This window comes from Variovorax rhizosphaerae (assembly GCF_037889975.1).
GTDB classification, from domain to species: domain Bacteria; phylum Pseudomonadota; class Gammaproteobacteria; order Burkholderiales; family Burkholderiaceae_C; genus Variovorax; species Variovorax rhizosphaerae.
In genome coordinates, this window is the sequence record NZ_JBBKZT010000002.1 from 44,789 (window position 1) to 60,137 (window position 15,349).

Annotated in this window: 14 protein-coding genes and 1 pseudogene; 6 read left to right on the forward strand and 9 right to left on the reverse strand. The window is 66.0% G+C overall.

The genetic code is table 11. The annotated features are described in order from the left end of the window. Positions 1-386 precede the first annotated feature (386 nt). From WKW82_RS04040 to WKW82_RS04060, 5 genes and pseudogenes are all read right to left on the reverse strand, one after another. Positions 387-524, reverse strand: a complete 138-nt coding sequence (locus tag WKW82_RS04040) for a hypothetical protein (RefSeq protein ID WP_340341482.1) — start codon at positions 522-524, stop codon at positions 387-389. Between the two features lie 29 nt (positions 525-553). Then, positions 554-829: pseudogene (locus tag WKW82_RS04045) on the reverse strand (SMP-30/gluconolactonase/LRE family protein); the annotation flags it as partial. A gap of 3 nt (positions 830-832) precedes the next feature. Beyond that, positions 833-1,852, reverse strand: coding sequence for an MBL fold metallo-hydrolase (locus tag WKW82_RS04050; RefSeq protein ID WP_340340970.1), 1,020 nt, complete (start codon positions 1,850-1,852; stop codon positions 833-835). A gap of 232 nt (positions 1,853-2,084) precedes the next feature. Further along, positions 2,085-2,435 (reverse strand): amidohydrolase family protein, encoded by a 351-nt coding sequence (locus WKW82_RS04055; RefSeq protein WP_422823405.1) that lies wholly within the window; start codon positions 2,433-2,435, stop codon positions 2,085-2,087. Between the two features lie 109 nt (positions 2,436-2,544). After that, complete coding sequence (locus tag WKW82_RS04060; protein WP_340340971.1) at positions 2,545-3,552, reverse strand: uracil-DNA glycosylase; 1,008 nt, start codon at positions 3,550-3,552, stop codon at positions 2,545-2,547. A 447-nt stretch (positions 3,553-3,999) separates the two neighbouring features. Here WKW82_RS04060 and truD point away from each other — a divergent pair, with 447 nt between their 5' ends. Further along, complete coding sequence (gene truD / locus WKW82_RS04065) at positions 4,000-5,013, forward strand: tRNA pseudouridine(13) synthase TruD (RefSeq protein WP_340340972.1); 1,014 nt, start codon at positions 4,000-4,002, stop codon at positions 5,011-5,013. 93 nt (positions 5,014-5,106) lie between these two features. Here truD and WKW82_RS04070 read toward each other — a convergent pair whose 3' ends face one another. Next, positions 5,107-5,352, reverse strand: coding sequence for a hypothetical protein (locus tag WKW82_RS04070; protein ID WP_340340973.1), 246 nt, complete (start codon positions 5,350-5,352; stop codon positions 5,107-5,109). Positions 5,353-5,362: 10 nt separating this feature from the next. Continuing rightward, positions 5,363-6,973 (reverse strand): wax ester/triacylglycerol synthase family O-acyltransferase, encoded by a 1,611-nt coding sequence (locus tag WKW82_RS04075; protein ID WP_340340974.1) that lies wholly within the window; start codon positions 6,971-6,973, stop codon positions 5,363-5,365. Positions 6,974-7,171: 198 nt separating this feature from the next. Here WKW82_RS04075 and WKW82_RS04080 point away from each other — a divergent pair, with 198 nt between their 5' ends. Further along, positions 7,172-8,353 carry an alpha/beta hydrolase family protein gene (locus WKW82_RS04080; protein WP_340340975.1) on the forward strand — a complete coding sequence of 394 codons (1,182 nt, stop codon included), beginning with the start codon at positions 7,172-7,174 and terminating at the stop codon, positions 8,351-8,353. A 75-nt stretch (positions 8,354-8,428) separates the two neighbouring features. On the opposite strand, the gene WKW82_RS04085 is transcribed toward WKW82_RS04080, so the two are convergent. Together WKW82_RS04085 and WKW82_RS04090 are read right to left on the reverse strand one after the other, a co-directional pair. Beyond that, complete coding sequence (locus tag WKW82_RS04085; protein WP_340340976.1) at positions 8,429-9,607, reverse strand: lipid-transfer protein; 1,179 nt, start codon at positions 9,605-9,607, stop codon at positions 8,429-8,431. A gap of 28 nt (positions 9,608-9,635) precedes the next feature. Next, positions 9,636-10,448 (reverse strand): enoyl-CoA hydratase/isomerase family protein, encoded by an 813-nt coding sequence (locus WKW82_RS04090; RefSeq protein ID WP_340340977.1) that lies wholly within the window; start codon positions 10,446-10,448, stop codon positions 9,636-9,638. Between the two features lie 201 nt (positions 10,449-10,649). On the opposite strand from WKW82_RS04090, the gene WKW82_RS04095 reads away from it, so the two are divergent. From WKW82_RS04095 to WKW82_RS04110, 4 genes are all read left to right on the forward strand, one after another. Then, complete coding sequence (locus WKW82_RS04095) at positions 10,650-11,996, forward strand: DUF1214 domain-containing protein (RefSeq protein ID WP_340340978.1); 1,347 nt, start codon at positions 10,650-10,652, stop codon at positions 11,994-11,996. 20 nt (positions 11,997-12,016) lie between these two features. Further along, entirely contained in the window at positions 12,017-13,048 is a 1,032-nt protein-coding gene (locus tag WKW82_RS04100) for a DUF1254 domain-containing protein (protein WP_340340979.1), read from the forward strand. A gap of 101 nt (positions 13,049-13,149) precedes the next feature. Then, positions 13,150-13,920 carry an SDR family NAD(P)-dependent oxidoreductase gene (locus tag WKW82_RS04105; protein WP_340340980.1) on the forward strand — a complete coding sequence of 257 codons (771 nt, stop codon included), beginning with the start codon at positions 13,150-13,152 and terminating at the stop codon, positions 13,918-13,920. Between the two features lie 451 nt (positions 13,921-14,371). Beyond that, positions 14,372-15,340: a Bug family tripartite tricarboxylate transporter substrate binding protein gene (locus WKW82_RS04110; protein ID WP_340340981.1), complete on the forward strand. Its 969-nt coding sequence runs from the start codon at positions 14,372-14,374 to the stop codon at positions 15,338-15,340. Positions 15,341-15,349 lie beyond the last annotated feature (9 nt).

The window sequence follows — 15,349 nt, forward strand, 5'->3', positions numbered from 1 at the left end:
TCGAATAGCCGGAGTTGGAAGGAACGCGTACGACGGCAGCGGGCCCATGGTGGTCTGTCAGCGTTGCGCCGCCAAGTGCAGCAGCGCAGCCATTCCAGAGCGTGTCGCTCCTGCCGGCGCGTGTCGGGACGTCGTGCGCGGCGCCGGGCACGACTGCGTTGGTATCGCGCCATGTCGTCGTCGGTCAGTGCCTCAACGTCAATGCCACGCCCCTTGCACCATCGGCCGAAGGCCAAGGCGTGTCTCGCCACGATGCAGGCGTAACCCACCGAGTATTGCTGGCTGCCCAGCCAGGTGACGTACGAGCTGAGGTGCTCAGCAGGCGTACCGCCGATCGCGCGGACCGGCGCATCGGCTCTCTCGCAGGAAAGCTCCAAGATTGCTTGTCAGGTGAGCATTTCAGCGTCGATGGCACGCTGATCCAGTCCTGGGCCGGACACAGGCGCTTCGTTCGACTCGCCCGGAGGGGGCGCCTGCATCGCGATGCGCTTCTGGATCTTCGAAGGTCTTGTTGTCGTGTACATCGATTGGGCATCTCGTTTGCCGCGCGTCGCGAACCGCGCCCACTGACCGCGTCCGGCTGCATCAGGCCGTTCTTGTAGTCGGTGATGAGCATCGTGTTCGCGTCGGGGAACCTCATGCCCGTCTGGCTCGCCGTCGTACTCGGCGATCAGTGTCCGGTCGCCCTGGACGTCAATGCGAAAGATGCGGCTCTACGAAATGTCTGACACGTAGAAGTTGGCCGGGCTCGTCGAACACCGGGCCCTCGAGGAATGAATCTGTGGGCGTGCCGGCTGTTGGCATCCGCCCAGTGCCGCAAGTCGTTGCGGCCTCACGGCATCAGCGCAAACCGATCACGCTGCGCCAGCGCGCATTCGTTCATCACCGTCAGCGTGCGCTCGACCGTGGGCAGACCCACCACGAAGGGATTGCCCGGCGCGGGTGCGCCCTGGCGCAGCATCGCCAGCTTGGCCTGTGAACCATCTACGCGCGAGTGGTTGGACAGCATCACGTCGATGCCCTGACTGCGGGCGATGCCGGCCATGCGCTGCGCGGAGCTGCTGTAGGCCTCCAGGCGCGGAATGTCCTTGCCGAAGTTGAAGCCCGTGCCGCCCCACAGCAGCACGCGATGCTTCTTGCCCTGCCAGTTCACGTCGAACACCGGCGACAGCGTGCCCCAGCTGTGGCCGGGCGTCATATACAGCGTGACGGTGGTGCCGCCCAGGGTGATGCGGTCACCGTCCTTGACCGAGATGTCCCGCTTGGGCGGGGCACCCCAGATGGGCGTGGCGAATTCCAGCTGGGTTTCGGTCATCGTCCAGTCCACGTCGCTCATCACCACGCGGGCGCCGTACTTCTTGGCCAGGTAGGGCGCGCCGCCGTAGTGGTCGCCATGGCCGTGCGAGACGACTACGTAGCGGATGCGTGCCGGGTCAAGCCCCTGTTTGCGCAGCCCGCCTTCAATCAGCGCCGCCGCTTCCGCCGGGCTGTTCAGCGCATCGATGAGGATGATCCCCTCGGACGTGTTGATGGCCCAGGCGCTGGCCCAGTCGCCGCCGACGAAGTACAGGTTGTCGAAAGCCTGGCCGGGCGGCGGTGCTGGCTTGTTGATCAGCGCGAGCAGGCTTTTGTCCATGTCCTGTTGGCCCGCTCGCGTGGCCGGGGCCGGCTTGCAAAGGGTGAGCACCTCACCCAGGTCGGTGCCCGCTGCCTGTGTGGCCGCTTGCACGTGTGCGGCGATGGTGGCCTCGGAAGGTCCTGGCGCCTTTGGGGGCGTGCTGGCGCAGCCCCACAGACCGGCGAAGCCGGCCAGCATGCACGTCGCCAAGATGGGTTGCGGATGGAAAGTCATGGGGTCATCTCCTTGTTTTCTTGCCTGATGAATGCGTCAGGAGCGCGCGAGCATGACCAGCAGGTTCTCTGCCGCGGCCACACCCATGTTCACTTGTGCGTCACTGGTCGCCGCCGATGCGCGCGACGATGATCGACCAGCCGTAGTGTTCGTCGCACTGCCCATTCAGTCCAATTGATAATTTTTAAAGATCGATAGATTTGCCTTGGGGTATCGGCCGTCCCCGGCAGGTCTATGCGCCGCGCCCCGGTTCTTCCTTCAATTCATTTCCGCGATCGCCTCCTTGACCCCCCTCTTCGCGCAGCGGGGAGCTGGCCCCATCCAGGTGCAATGCCGCCTCCGCCGGCACGGGCGTCGCGCAGTGGATGACGCACTCCTTCATCACGAGTTGAATCTTGGCCGGGTCGGTCATCAGCGCCAGGTTCTGCAACGGGTCGCCGTCGACCAGGATGATGTCGGCCAGGTAGCCGGCCCTCAATTGGCCCAGTTCGTCGGGCCGCATCATGATCTCGCCGCCCCGCTTCGTCGCCGCGAGCAGCGCCCCCTTCGGCGTCATGCCGATGTAGTCGACGAAATACTGCAATTCGCGTCCGCCGCTTGAACACCCGATCCTGGCCGGTCAGCGACTGCCATGCGGGGAATTCCGCGTCGAAACCGAACGGCCTCTCCTGGCTCGCGCCTTGCTGTATTCCTCAAGGCCGCAAGCTGGCAGCGACTTTTCGCAACTCCTCAATCAGCGCAGGGCGGCGCTCCGGCGAATAGTTAAGCGCCAGCGGCGAGCAGTGCGAGGTTTTTTCGACACGTAGGCTCGGCGCAAGTCGATTGATAGCCGGCGCGAGCCGCTGCGCATTCTTGCCCATGAGCACAACCACCTGCAGCCGCGGCAGCAACCTCAGCAGTTCGCCAAGCCAAGGCTCGGCGCGCTTCACATCCTCAGGGGTCGCAGGGCGGATTTTGGTGCCCTCCTCGTTCCCCAGGTACCAGGGAACTGCATTCCACCGCACCGCGTCCTGCCGCAAGAGTCCAGCCGACTCGCAAGCATGCCGGGCGTTGGCTGCGGTTTGGTCCGGATTGTCGAAGCTCACAAACCCACTTCCGACAGCGCGCGGACCCGGCGCTTCCTGCAAGAGCAGCACGCGTGCATTGATGCCGCCATCGAGCGGGTCAAAGCGCGGCACGCCGTCAGGAGCATCAAGGCTCGCCCCTATTCGCTCAGCCAGCGCCTGCAAGGGCGCGACGTGTGGCTCAAGGGACCTATCGCGCCTGGCCTTTACCGCCTCTTCACTGGCAAGTACCTGGTCGCGGGCCCGGAAAACCGGGATGAAGGTGCCAGTAGTCAATTGGTCATGCTGCCTCTCGCCTTGCGAACTCCGCGCAGGACCGGCGATGGCCGCGTCCAGTCCGAGCCAGACCCGAGCATCGTGGCGGTGCTCACCCTGCCAACCTTCCTCGCCGTAGTCGAAGGCATCCCCTTCATGACCCATCGCCAGGATTCGGTCAGACATGCCCTCCGCGACGTCCAACTTTGACTGCAGCAGGAAGAATCCCAGAGGCGTGAGGCAGGAAGTCGCCAAGGCGCAGATAGTTCCAGCATCCGCTTCGAGCCTCTCGGGCCAGTAGCCGTACTTGGTCTTGAAACCGTTCAAGGCCTCAATGAAGCGAACAGTCAGGCCGCCTTCGTTCTTGATTGTTTCGCTCATGGTTGGATTGGCCGATGGATGCGACGTCTAGTTGCCCGATGTCGTTGCAGAAATCAGGGAGGAGCGGTACACGCCCGTGCTCTCGTCCGCAGCATGCCGGGATGTCCGCTTCGGAGCGCACGAATGATGCGCCGGAACACGGCGCATCGGCAACAGGGTTCCGCGGCTGGTGGGCGGCATAGCGCCTGCAGTCCTCATCCTGGCTGAATGGCCGCGTCGCGAATTTTGCGGCGCCAGCGCCCAATTCCGAGCAGTGGCCGAACGGCCGCTACTGGCCGGGTCCGTGACGTCGCCGCCCGAAAGCCCCTGTCGTAGCGCGCAAACACTTTCCATTGAAGTCGCATCCGTAGACGCTCGGCACGGCATGCAGGTAGGGAGAGAATCACTGTCTGCACCATCCCTGATCGGCTAGACAGCCTGTCCCTAGCTGGTCCCGTCAGACTGCCCATGACCGACGCTCAATACACGACCTTGCCGCAGTGGCCCAACGCTTATCCGGCCAGCGGCGCCAGCGCCGTCCTGAAACTCCTCAACGAGGATTTCACCGTGACCGAACTTCCGCTGCAGCTGCCCTCCGGTGAGGGCGAACACATCTGGCTGGACATCGAAAAGAACGGTGCCAACACCGCCTTCGTCGCCCAGCAGCTGGCCGAGGCCGCCGGCGTGCAGGAAAGGGACGTGGGCTATGCCGGCCTCAAGGACCGCCATGCCATCACCCGCCAGTGGTTCAGCATCTATCTGCCAAAGGGCGAGACGCCGGACCTGACCTTGCTTCAGCACCCGGAATTCAAGGTACTGAGCCAGAGCCGCCACGTGAAAAAGCTGCGCCCCGGTGATCTGCAGGGCAACCGATTCCGGATCGTGCTGCGTGACGTGACCGGCGACCGCGACGCCATCGAGGCCAATCTCAGGGCCGTGGCGTCACATGGCGTGCCCAACTACTTCGGCGCTCAGCGTTTCGGCCATGACGGCGGCAACGTGATGCAGGGACTGGCCATGCTGGCGCGAAAAATCCGCGTGCGCAACCCGAAGATGAAGGGCATCTACCTGTCGGCGGTGCGCTCCTTCGTCTTCAATGAAGTGCTGGCGCTGCGAATTCAACAGGGACTCTGGGGCAAGACCCTGCCCGGTGACGTGATGGACGAGGCGGGCCGGCCCACCGGACCGCTCTGGGGACGGGGCCGCGTGATCACCACCGATCAAGCGCAGGCTCTGGAAAACGGCGTGGCTGGACGTCACGCCATCCTGTGCGACGGCATGGAACACGCCGGCCTGGATCAGGAGCGCCGCGCCCTGGTGGCGAGCCCGGCGGAAATGTCATGGGAGTGGCCACAAGCCAATCAACTGGTGCTGACGTTCTCCTTGCCCGCCGGCACTTACGCCACTTCCGTTCTGAACGAAATCCTCCGCACCACAGAGCCTGGCCGGCTCAGAGCGAGTGAGTCTGTGGCTGTCGAATGACGGTGAAGCAGGATCGAGCAGCCGACGGCAAGCCGCACCCCACGCGAGCCCTTGGGCGATTGCGTGGGAGACGTCGAACTCGAGGAATGGCAGTCAGCGGAATTCCGCCACCTGCGACCGCGACTGCGACGCGGCGGCCGCTTGGCGGTCAGGCTTGCGCCCCACCGTCGTGACGTCGCCGGTCGATTCGGTGGTGACCTGCACCGCCGTCGAAACCACACGCGGCGACCCGCCAGCCAGACCGATGGCGGCAGCCGTCGAAGCGGCAACCAGCGCAAGGATCAGGTCGACCGCTGCCGCCTTCATCGCAGCACTACCCATCAGCCCTTTGGGATGCATGGTCGGCAACTCACTCAACAGGCCGCGTCGCCAGCGCCTTTTTCTTGCCGACGACTGCTTTCCTCGCCGCCGTCGAGTCAACGGCCACGCGCTTCATCGTGATCTGCTTTGCAGGAGCCTTCTTCGCAGGCGCCTTCCTCACCGTAGCAAGCCCTGCGGCCCCCTGCTGCTGCTTCGACGCAACCGCCGCCGCAGCCCCCTTCATCTCCTCGAACGACGCCCTCACACACGCCGCCAGGAACTCCGGATCCGGCACCACGTTCGGCGAACTCGTCAGCGAGATGAACACCTTCCCGCAGTAGCTCGACGGGTTCCAGATCAGCGACATCCCGTCCGTCACCGGCCCCACGCCACCCCAGTGCACCAGCTTCGCGCCCAGCATGTACAGCGGCGTCGAAGGCCCGGGAATGTTGGTCACCAAACAGTTGTGCAAGGGCATCGGTCCCTTGCCGCCCTGGCCGGTCAGTGCCGCCAGCTTGCCCGCCAGCCCCAAGGTCGCAGGCGGTGCGAACTTCTGCAGGTCGGTGAGGTGCTTCGCGCCGATCGCGTTCTGGATTTCCTTCGACTCCGTGGTGGCAGCGTGCACGGCCGCAAGGCGTGAGATCGGGTCCTCGATGTCGCTGCCCATCGCAAAGCGCAGCATCGAGATCGTGTTGCCGGCCGCGCTTTCCTTGGTCCCCTCCGTGCGCGTGTTCACCGGCGCCAGCGTGACCATCGATTTCGCGGGCAGCTCGTCCTTCGAGTGGAGATAGCGGCGCATCGCACCACCGATGAGCGCGATCAGCGCATCGTTGACGGTCGCGCCCGGCACCACGCTCTTGATCTTCTTGATCTCCGCCAGGTCGAGCGTCACCGAGTCCCAGACCCGTTGGGCCAGCACGTCGCCATTGAAGCGCGTGCGCGGCGCGCCCAGGTCGGCGCCGCTGCGCGTGCGCTTCAACATTCGCAGGCCGGCAGTGGTCAACCCCGGCAGGGCCTGCGCCAGCGGCAGCGCCATGCGCGCTGTCGCCATCAGGTTTTCACTGAAGGCCGAGGTGAGCATGTCGAGCGCCCGCAGGCTCAAGGTCTGCGGGGGCGTCGAGCGTTTCACATCGACGACCGGCTCGGCGCGGCCCGCCCTGCCCTGCACGTCATGCAAGGCCCAGGTCAGTTCAGTGGCCGCGGTGCCGTCCATGGCCGCATGGTGGATCTTGCTGAGGACCGCGAAGCTGCCCTTCGGAATGCCCTCGATGTTGTCCAGCCCCTCGATGACGTACATCTCCCACGGCGCCCGCGAGAGGTCGATGGCACGGGCGTGGATGCGCGACACCATGATGCAGAACTGCCGCCAGTCGCCGGGCTTGGGCAATGCGAAATGGCGCACGTGGAAGTCGATGTCGAACAGCTCGTCCTCGACCCAAGAGGGGTAGCCCAACCCGAAGGGCACCTGCACGATCCTGCGTCGCAGCACCGGCGATGCATCGAGCCGGTTCTCCATGTGCCGGACGATGTCGCGGAAGCCGAGCGTCTTGCCGCCGAGGGTGGATTGGTCGTAGATGTAGATCATCGTGCCGTGCGAAGCGGCGTGCGGAAGATCTGCGTGCAGGAACATGGCGTCCTGCCCTGTGAGTCGGTGGGTCATGGCTTGGTGGTTGGAAGAATGTTGTGATTCCCATCGTAGGAACGCAGGGCTCCTGCGCGCCCGCCCCTTTGGGATGGGCACGCCACAACCTTGCACGCGTCCCGCGAACAGCCCATCCCGAAAGGATGGGCGCGCCCTGCGCCCTGGCATCTATGGTCGAAAGATGCCTGACCAATCCGAAGACACGTGCGCACACCGATGAAGCCCCAACGAACAAGGAACCCCACATCCCATGCCGCCTGGTGGGAGCAACTGCCGGCAAACTTCAACCACCGCGCGGTTCGCGCCGGACCTGACGCACGCCATTGGCTGCAGGTGCAAGGCCTGTCTGCCCTCGAACGGATGGCACGGGTGCCGCTGGCCAGCGCGGTGGCCGTGGCGATGGCCGCATCGCTGGGCGAGGCCGGCAAGCCGGCCCGCGAATTCGAGGCGCTGCGCTTCTACGAGCCGCTGGCGCGCAGCGGCGATGCCTCGCGCGTCTTCCTGCCGCCGAACAACGACATCCACGTCGACGCACACCCCATGCCTTCGACCGGATCCGGCGACACGCCGATCCAGCGCAGCAAGCTGCGCTTCGCCAGCCCCTTCGTGCCGCTGAACCCCGCCGCCGCCCCCGCCTTCGCGCGCATGAAACGCGTCGCCATGGCGCATGCCGAGCACTGGTGCCACGGCGACAGGCCGCGGCCGACGCTGATCGTGGTGCACGGCTTCGGTGCCGACATGCCGTGGCTCAACGCCCAGGCGCTGTCGCTACAGACGCTCTACCGCGACGGGCATGACATCCTCCTGTTCACCTTCCCGCATCACGGGCCGCGGGCCGAGTGCAGCCTGCCTTTCAACGGCTATGGCGTGTTCGGCAACGGCTTGCTGCATTTCAACGAGACCACGCTGCTCGCCATCCATGACCTGCGCGTGTTCATCGGCCATCTCCGCGCGCGCGGCGTCGAGCGCGTCGGCGTCACCGGGATCTCGCTCGGTGGCTACACGGCGGCGCTGCTGGCGAGCGTCGACGATCGCCTGGACTACTGCATCCCCGTCGTGCCTGCCGTGAGCCCGATCGACGCTTTCCTGGACTGGCAGCCCACCGGCCTGTTGCTGTCGAGCCTGATGCGAAGCAACGGTGTCAGCGTGGCCGACATGCGCGGCCTCGTCGCCGTGCACAACCCGCTCAGCTACGCGTCGCCGATGGCGGGAGAACGGGTGCTGATCATCGGCGGTGCCGGCGACCGCGTGACCGAGCCGCACCATGTCGAGTTGCTGCACCGGCATTGGCCTGGCAGCACGATGCACTGGTTCGCGGGCAACCACTTGCTGCACTTCGGCCGCCGCGAGTACCTGCGCCGCATGCGCGAGCACATCGGGCGCTGGAGCGACGCATAAAAAGAAAGGTGCGCCGCATGGCGCACCTTCTGCTGTGAGCCGCCAGTCCGGCGGCTCATTCATCGGTTCAGTCCCTCAGACGCAATACATCGTGACCACCGCCGCACCGCCAATGCCGACGTTGTGCTGCAGCGCCACCCGCGCACCCCCCACCTGACGCTGATCCGCCGTGCCGCGCAATTGCGACACCAGCTCGTAGCATTGGGCAAGCCCGGTCGCGCCGATCGGATGGCCTTTGGAGAGCAGCCCGCCCGAGGGATTGACCACGTAGCGGCCGCCATAGGTGTTGTCGCCATCGTCGATGAACTTCTGCGCGCCGCCTTCGGGGCACAGGCCCAGTGCCTCATAGGTCAGCAGTTCGTTCTGCGCGAAGCAGTCGTGCAGTTCGACCACGTCGACGTCCTCGGCGCCGATGCCGGCCTGCTCGTAAACGCGCCGGGCTGCCGCACGCGACATGCCGAACCCGGCAAGGTGGCGCATGTCGCCGGAGTTGAAGGTCTCGGGCCCGTCGGTGGCGAGCGCCTGGCCGGCGATCCAGACGCGCGCGTCGAGGCCGTGCTTCCTCGCATAGTCCTCGCTGCACAAGACCACCGCAGCCGCGCCGCAGGTCGGCGGGCAGGCCATCAGGCGCGTCATCACGCCGGGCCACATCACCTGGTCGGCCATCACATCTTCGGTGCTGACCACCTTGCGAAACACCGCGAAGGGGTTGTTGGCGGCATGGCGGCTCGCCTTGGCGCGAATCTTTGCAAAACTCTCCAGCGGTGTGCCGAAGCGCTGCATGTGCTCCTGGCCGGCCGCACCGAACAGCCGCAGCGCGGGCGCCACGCCTTCAGGAACGACGCTGGCGCAGGCACGCTGGAACAGCTCCAGCGGCGCAGGGCGGTCGGTGTACATGTCGCCGAGCGCGCCCGGATTCATCTGCTCGAAACCGAAGGCGAGCACGACGTCGGCCTGGCCACCGGCGATGGCCTGGCGCGCCAGATAGAGCGCCGACGAACCGCTGGCGCAGTTGTTGTGGACGTTGATGACCGGGATGCCCGTCATGCCCACGTCGTACAGCACGCGCTGCCCGGCGGTGGAGTCACCGAAGACGTAGCTGGCATAGGCCTGCTGCACGGCCTCGTAGCCCACGCCGGCATCCGCCAGTGCGAGCCGCACGGCCTCGGCACCCATCACCGGGTAGGTGTCGCCCTGGCCGGGCTTCTTGAACGGAATCATGCCGATGCCGGCCACGACTACTTTGCTTGTCATCTATTGCTCCTGTTGACTGCTTGAAATCTCACTGCCCGGACGCCGCATCGAAACGCGGTGCGCCGCCGTAGAGGGGCACCTCGCGCGAAAGAAAGCGTTCGAGCGCATTGGCGTGGTAGCTGCTGCCGGCCAGGATCCCCTGCAGCGCGGCTTCCCATTGCGCCAGTCCATGCCGATCCGTCTCGAAGGAACGGTTCAAGATGTTCTTGGCGAGGCCCAGCACATGCGTGGGCGCGTCGTCGAAGCGGCGGGCGAATGCGAGGGCCGTCACGCGCAGGCGATCAGGCGGGACCACGGCCTGGACCAGGCCCATTTGCAGCGCCTCGTCAGCGGCAATGTCGCGTGCGCTGAAAGCGATCTCCTTGGCGCGTGCCATGCCCACGAGGCGCGGCAGCACGTGCAGCAGCGACAGGTCCGGCACGAAGCCCACCCGCGCGAAGCTGGCCGCGAACGTCGCGCGCTCCGAGGCGATTACGAAGTCGGCCGCGAGGGCCAGCGAGAAGCCCGCGCCCACAGCAAAGCCGTCGACGGCCGATATGACGGGCTTCTCCAGATCGGCCAATTCCGCGAACCAGCGATGCGCGTCGAGCAGCAGGTCGCGAACGGCGAAGGGCTTTTCGATCCCCTCCCCGCTGCTCGCCAGTTGCGCGCCGGAACAGAAGCTGTCGCCTGCGCCCGTCAGCACCACCGAAGCGACCGATGCGTCCTGGCGCGCCGCACGGATGGCCGCGGGCATGGCGGCGCGCAGCGAATCGTCGAGCGCGTTCTTGTACTTGGGCCGGTTCAGCGTGATAACGGCCGTCTTGCCGACCTTCTCATAGACGAGGACTTCTTCGCTCATGGGACGGAATGCTGGATAAACATGCCGCTCAGGTTATGGATCGCCCCTGCGCAATTCCCCACCCTTTGAGGATGGGCAGAACCCTTCCCCCCTCACGAAGGGGTGGGGTCGGCACAGGGGTGCGTGTGGTCTTCTTGGGGGGAATCATCCGAGGCCGCGAGCGCGCGTCGCTGCTTCCAGCCGATCAAGGAGAAACCCAACGTGAAGAACGCACGCAGCGCCATCAAGCCCTTGCTATCCCTCCTGCTCATCGCCACCTGTGCGCAGGTCCACAGCGCGACGCCCGCCCCGGCCGCCAGCGACAAGGTTCCTGCGGCCGAAGTCGCCGCACTGTCCGACGACGACATTGCCGATGCCTACGTCTACCTGCTGGGTCGCCTGCTGGTCCTGCGGCAGCAGCGCCAGGACTTCGAGCAGGACGGACTCGCCTGGAATCGCCTCGTGCATCGCGAACCAGGCGCCGTGGCATGGGCCAATCCCAACCTGGACGTCGCCTACAGCGAGGCATGGGTGGCCGTCGACGAACGGACCTGCGTGCAGGTCGACATCCCCCCGATGCCGGGGCGCTACTTCACCTGGCACATGCTCAATGGCTGGGGCGAGACCGTGCTCAACATCAATGAGCGCACTTACCCCCAGCGGTCGTCGGGCCGCTACGCGCTGTGCCTTCGAGGCGCCGCGGTGGCAACGCCAGCCGACGCGCTACGCATCGACCTGCCCGGTCGGACCGCGCGTGTCCTGGCGCGCGTGGAACTGGGCAGTGACGCGAAGGAGGCGGTGCGACTCCAGCACCTCATCACGCTCAGTCCGCTGGGTCAGCCGAAGATCGATCCGCTCGTCCAGGCGCCGCCCTTCACCTTCTCGAAACTGCCAGGCGCGGAGGCCTTCGACAACGCGCCGGCGATCCTTGCCAGCGAGACAGACATCAATCCCGGCATGGCGCCCTTGCAGGCGCACGTCAGGCAGGCCGAGGCGCTGGTGCGTTCCGGCGAGCAAGGCCGTGCGCGGGTCGAACAGGTCATCCGCGAACGCGCGGTGCCGGGATTCGGCAAGATGCGCGCAAGCGTCGGCCGCATCCAGGACGGCTGGGCCCAGCCCGTGCTGGGCAACTACGGCAGCGACTACCGGACGCGCACCGTGGCCAACATGGCGGGCATCTGGGCCAACAACGGCGGCGAGTACGTCGGCTACGCCGCCCGCGGACTGGACGGCAACGCGGTCTACACGCAGACCTTCCCCCGCAATGCCTTGCCGCGCGACCAGGTGCGCTACTTCTGGTCGGTGACCGCTGTCGATTCGCAGCGCTACCTCGTGATCCCCAACCCGCTGCAACGCTATCAGCTCAACGAACGCTCGGGGCTCAAGTACAACGACGACGGCTCGCTGACCATCGTCTATGCGGCCCGCAAGCCGGCGCAGCCTGCGGATGCCAACTGGCTCCCCACGCCGGAGGGCGGCAAGTTCAACCTGAGCTTTCGGCTGTATGGCGCGAACGAACAGGCGCAGGAAGGCAACTACTTCCCTCCAGCGCTCGTGAAGCTTCCCTGACCCACCCCTGAACTCAAACCATGACCTCATTGAAGAAGCTATCCATGGCTGCGCTGGCAGCCTGCCTGGGCTGCGCCGCTCTTGCCCAGAAGAACGCACAGCCCGCCGTGCCGGTGACAGCCGACAACTTCGTCCGCGCCGAGACCGACATGTACTTCACCAGCATCGTGCGCAGGGGCGGCTTCGGCAAGCTCCAGTTCACCCGTGAACTGGTCGGGATCGACAAGCAGACCGTGGTCCGCATCAACCGCGACACGCTCTATGCCTCGGGCATCTTCGACCTCGACGCCGGTCCGGTCACGATCACCCTGCCAGATGCCGGCAAGCGCTTCATGTCGATGCAGGTGCTCGACGAAGACCACTACACGCCGCTGGTGAGCTACCGCCCGGGGAGCTACACACTGACGCGCAAGGAAGTCGGCACGCGCTATGCGCTGGTGGGCGTGCGCATCCTGGTCGACCCGAACGATGCCGCGGACGTGCAGCGCGTGCACGCCTTGCAGGACGCGATCCAGGTGAGACAGAAAAGCACGGGCAGCTTCGAAACGCCGAACTGGGACGCAGACAGCCAGAAGAAGGTTCGCGAAGCCCTGCGCGTGCTCGCCAACACGCTACCGGACACCAACGGCGCCTTTGGCCCGAGGGGCAAGGTCGATCCCGTTCGAAGGCTCACCGGCGCGGCGTCGGCCTGGGGCGGCAATCCGCAGAAGGATGCGATGTACCTCAACGTCGTGCCGGAGAAGAACGACGGCACGACGGTCCACCGCCTCGTCGTCAAGGACGTGCCGGTCGATGGCTTCTGGTCCATCAGCGTCTACAACGCCCAGGGCTACTACGAGGCCAACGCACAGAACGCCTACACGATCAACAGCGTCACCGGCAAGAAGAACGCCGACGGCTCGGTGGCCGTGCAGTTCGGCGGCTGCGAGGACCAGGCGCCCAACTGCATCCCGGTCATGCAGGGCTGGAACTACATGGTCCGCCTGTACCGGCCGCGTGGCGAGATCCTGTCGGGCCAATGGCAGTTTCCGAAGGCGCAACCGGCCAGTTGAACGTCGACGAGCGGGGCCGACCCATCCCATTGGGAGGGCGTGCGCAGCGGCCGGCATTCCTACGATTCAAGACATCTCATTGAATTGAAAAGGATGTCGACATGGATCTGGGTGCAATGCTCGCAGGCAAGCGGGTGCTCGTGACGGGAGCCTCGTCGGGGCTCGGAGAAAACTTCGCGCGCGTGGCCGCCCGCAACGGGGCCAAGGTGGTGATCGCGGCACGGCGCAAGGCCAGGCTCGATGCGCTCGCTGATGACCTCGCGAAGCTCGGCGCGGCGCAAGTCACCGTCGTCGAGATGGACGTGGCCTCCGAGCAGTCGATCGAAGCGGCCTTTGCCGCGATCGACGCGTCGGGCGACATGCTCGACGTGGTCGTCAACAACGCCGGCGTCGCCGGTTCGGGCTCGGCCCTGGCGCTGCCCATCGAGGATTTCGACACGTTGATGGCGACCAACGTCCGCGGCGTCTGGCTGGTTTCCGTGCAAGCCGCAAGGCGCTGGAAGAAGGCATGCCGTGGCGGGTCCATCATCAACATCGCGTCGATCCAGGGCGAGCGCGTGATGCCCGGCATCGCGCCCTATTCGACCTCCAAGGCAGCGGTCGTGCACATGACCAGGAGCCTGGCACTCGAATGGGCGCCCTTCGGCATTCGCGTCAACGCGATCGAGCCGGGCTACATCGGCACCGAGATGACGGACGGCATGTGGGAGACCGAACAGGGCAAGGCACTGATCGCACGCATTCCGATGCGCAGGCTGGGCAAGGCCGAAGAACTCGACGGACTTCTCCTCCTGCTGGCCACCGACGCCGGATCATGGATGACCGGCGCCTGCGTGCCGGTGGACGGTGGGCATCTCTGCTCGTCGCTGTAGGGTCCGGTCCGTCACCCGAGTCGATCTGGCGGAATGCTGCACATCGATGGTTCGCATTGACAAGGGGAGCTGAGAACAACCGCCAGCCGACAGTGCGGCTGCGCTGTTGCCCTCGGGCAGGCGGCGGGCCACGGCTGCAAGGCCCGTTGACCGGCCATTGATGCCACGTTCGCCCGTGAGTCTGGACGACCGGAATCGACAACACTGCGTGCTTTCGGCCAACAACCGGGAACGGCGGTGCCATCAGCGGGCAAAGGCGATCGCGAACCACGCCAGCGGCGGTGGGCGGGAGGCACCTTGCAGCGCGCTGCGGCAACAGGAATGGTGAAGGCGCCGCTGTCCCGGATCGACAAATAGATGTCCCGGATAAGCAAGAGTCAACGGCGCGATCCGCAGGACACTTGCGTTGTCGCTTTCCAAAGCCCGCATCACCAATACCGGAGACAAGAAAATGAAAATCCCGCACCTTGCACGCGCCGCCGTCGCACTCGCCGGATGCTCGCTGGCCCTCAGCGCCTGGGCCTTGGGCGAGAAGCCCGTGAGGGTTGTCGTCCCTGCGCCAGCAGGCGGAACGATGGACATCGTCGCCCGCGTCGTCGGGCAGCAAATGGCGCTGGACATCGGTCGGCCGGTGGTCGTCGAGAACCGCCCCGGCGCCGGCGGCTCGATCGGCCTGCAAGCCATGCTGCAGGCGCCGCCCGACGGCAACACCCTCGTGATGGCGGCCAGCAACGTGCTGGCTGAAACGCCACATGTGGTGAAGATGCCCTTCGATCCGCTCAAGGACGTGGTGCCCATCGCGGCGGTCGCGCGCTCGGGCGTGGTGCTCGTGACGGCGGCCGGCTTCCCGGCCAGGGACTTCCAGGGCCTGGTCGCCGAGCTGAAGGCGCGCAAGGGCAAGTCCAGCTTCGCCAGCTACAGCCCTGGCACCGTGTCGCAGTACGCCGGCCTGATCCTCAGCGACCGCGCCGGGCTGGACATGCAGCATGTCGGCTATGCCGGCTCGCCGCCCGCGCTGCAGGACCTGCTCGGTGGCCAGGTCGACATGATGTTCGACGGCATGCTGACCTCGATGCCGCTGATCAAGGCCGGCAAGCTGCGCCCCTATGCCTTCAGCGGCAAGACGCGCTCGAGCTACCTGCCCGACGTGCCGACCACCACCGAGCTGGGCTACCCGGAGTTGCAGTTCCGCGGCTGGGTCGGCTTCATCGGCTCCAGCAAGCTGCCGTCCGACGTGCTCGCGAAGCTTCACGCCACGATCCAGAAGGCTGCGCAGGCCCCTGCGGTGCAGCAGAAGCTGGCGGATGTCGGCCTGGAACCCGAACTCAGCATCGACACGCCCGCGCTGCTCGGCGAGACCCGGGCGATGTTCGAGCGCAACGCCGCCATCGTCAGGAAGTTCCACATCCAGGCGAACTGACTGGCGCCC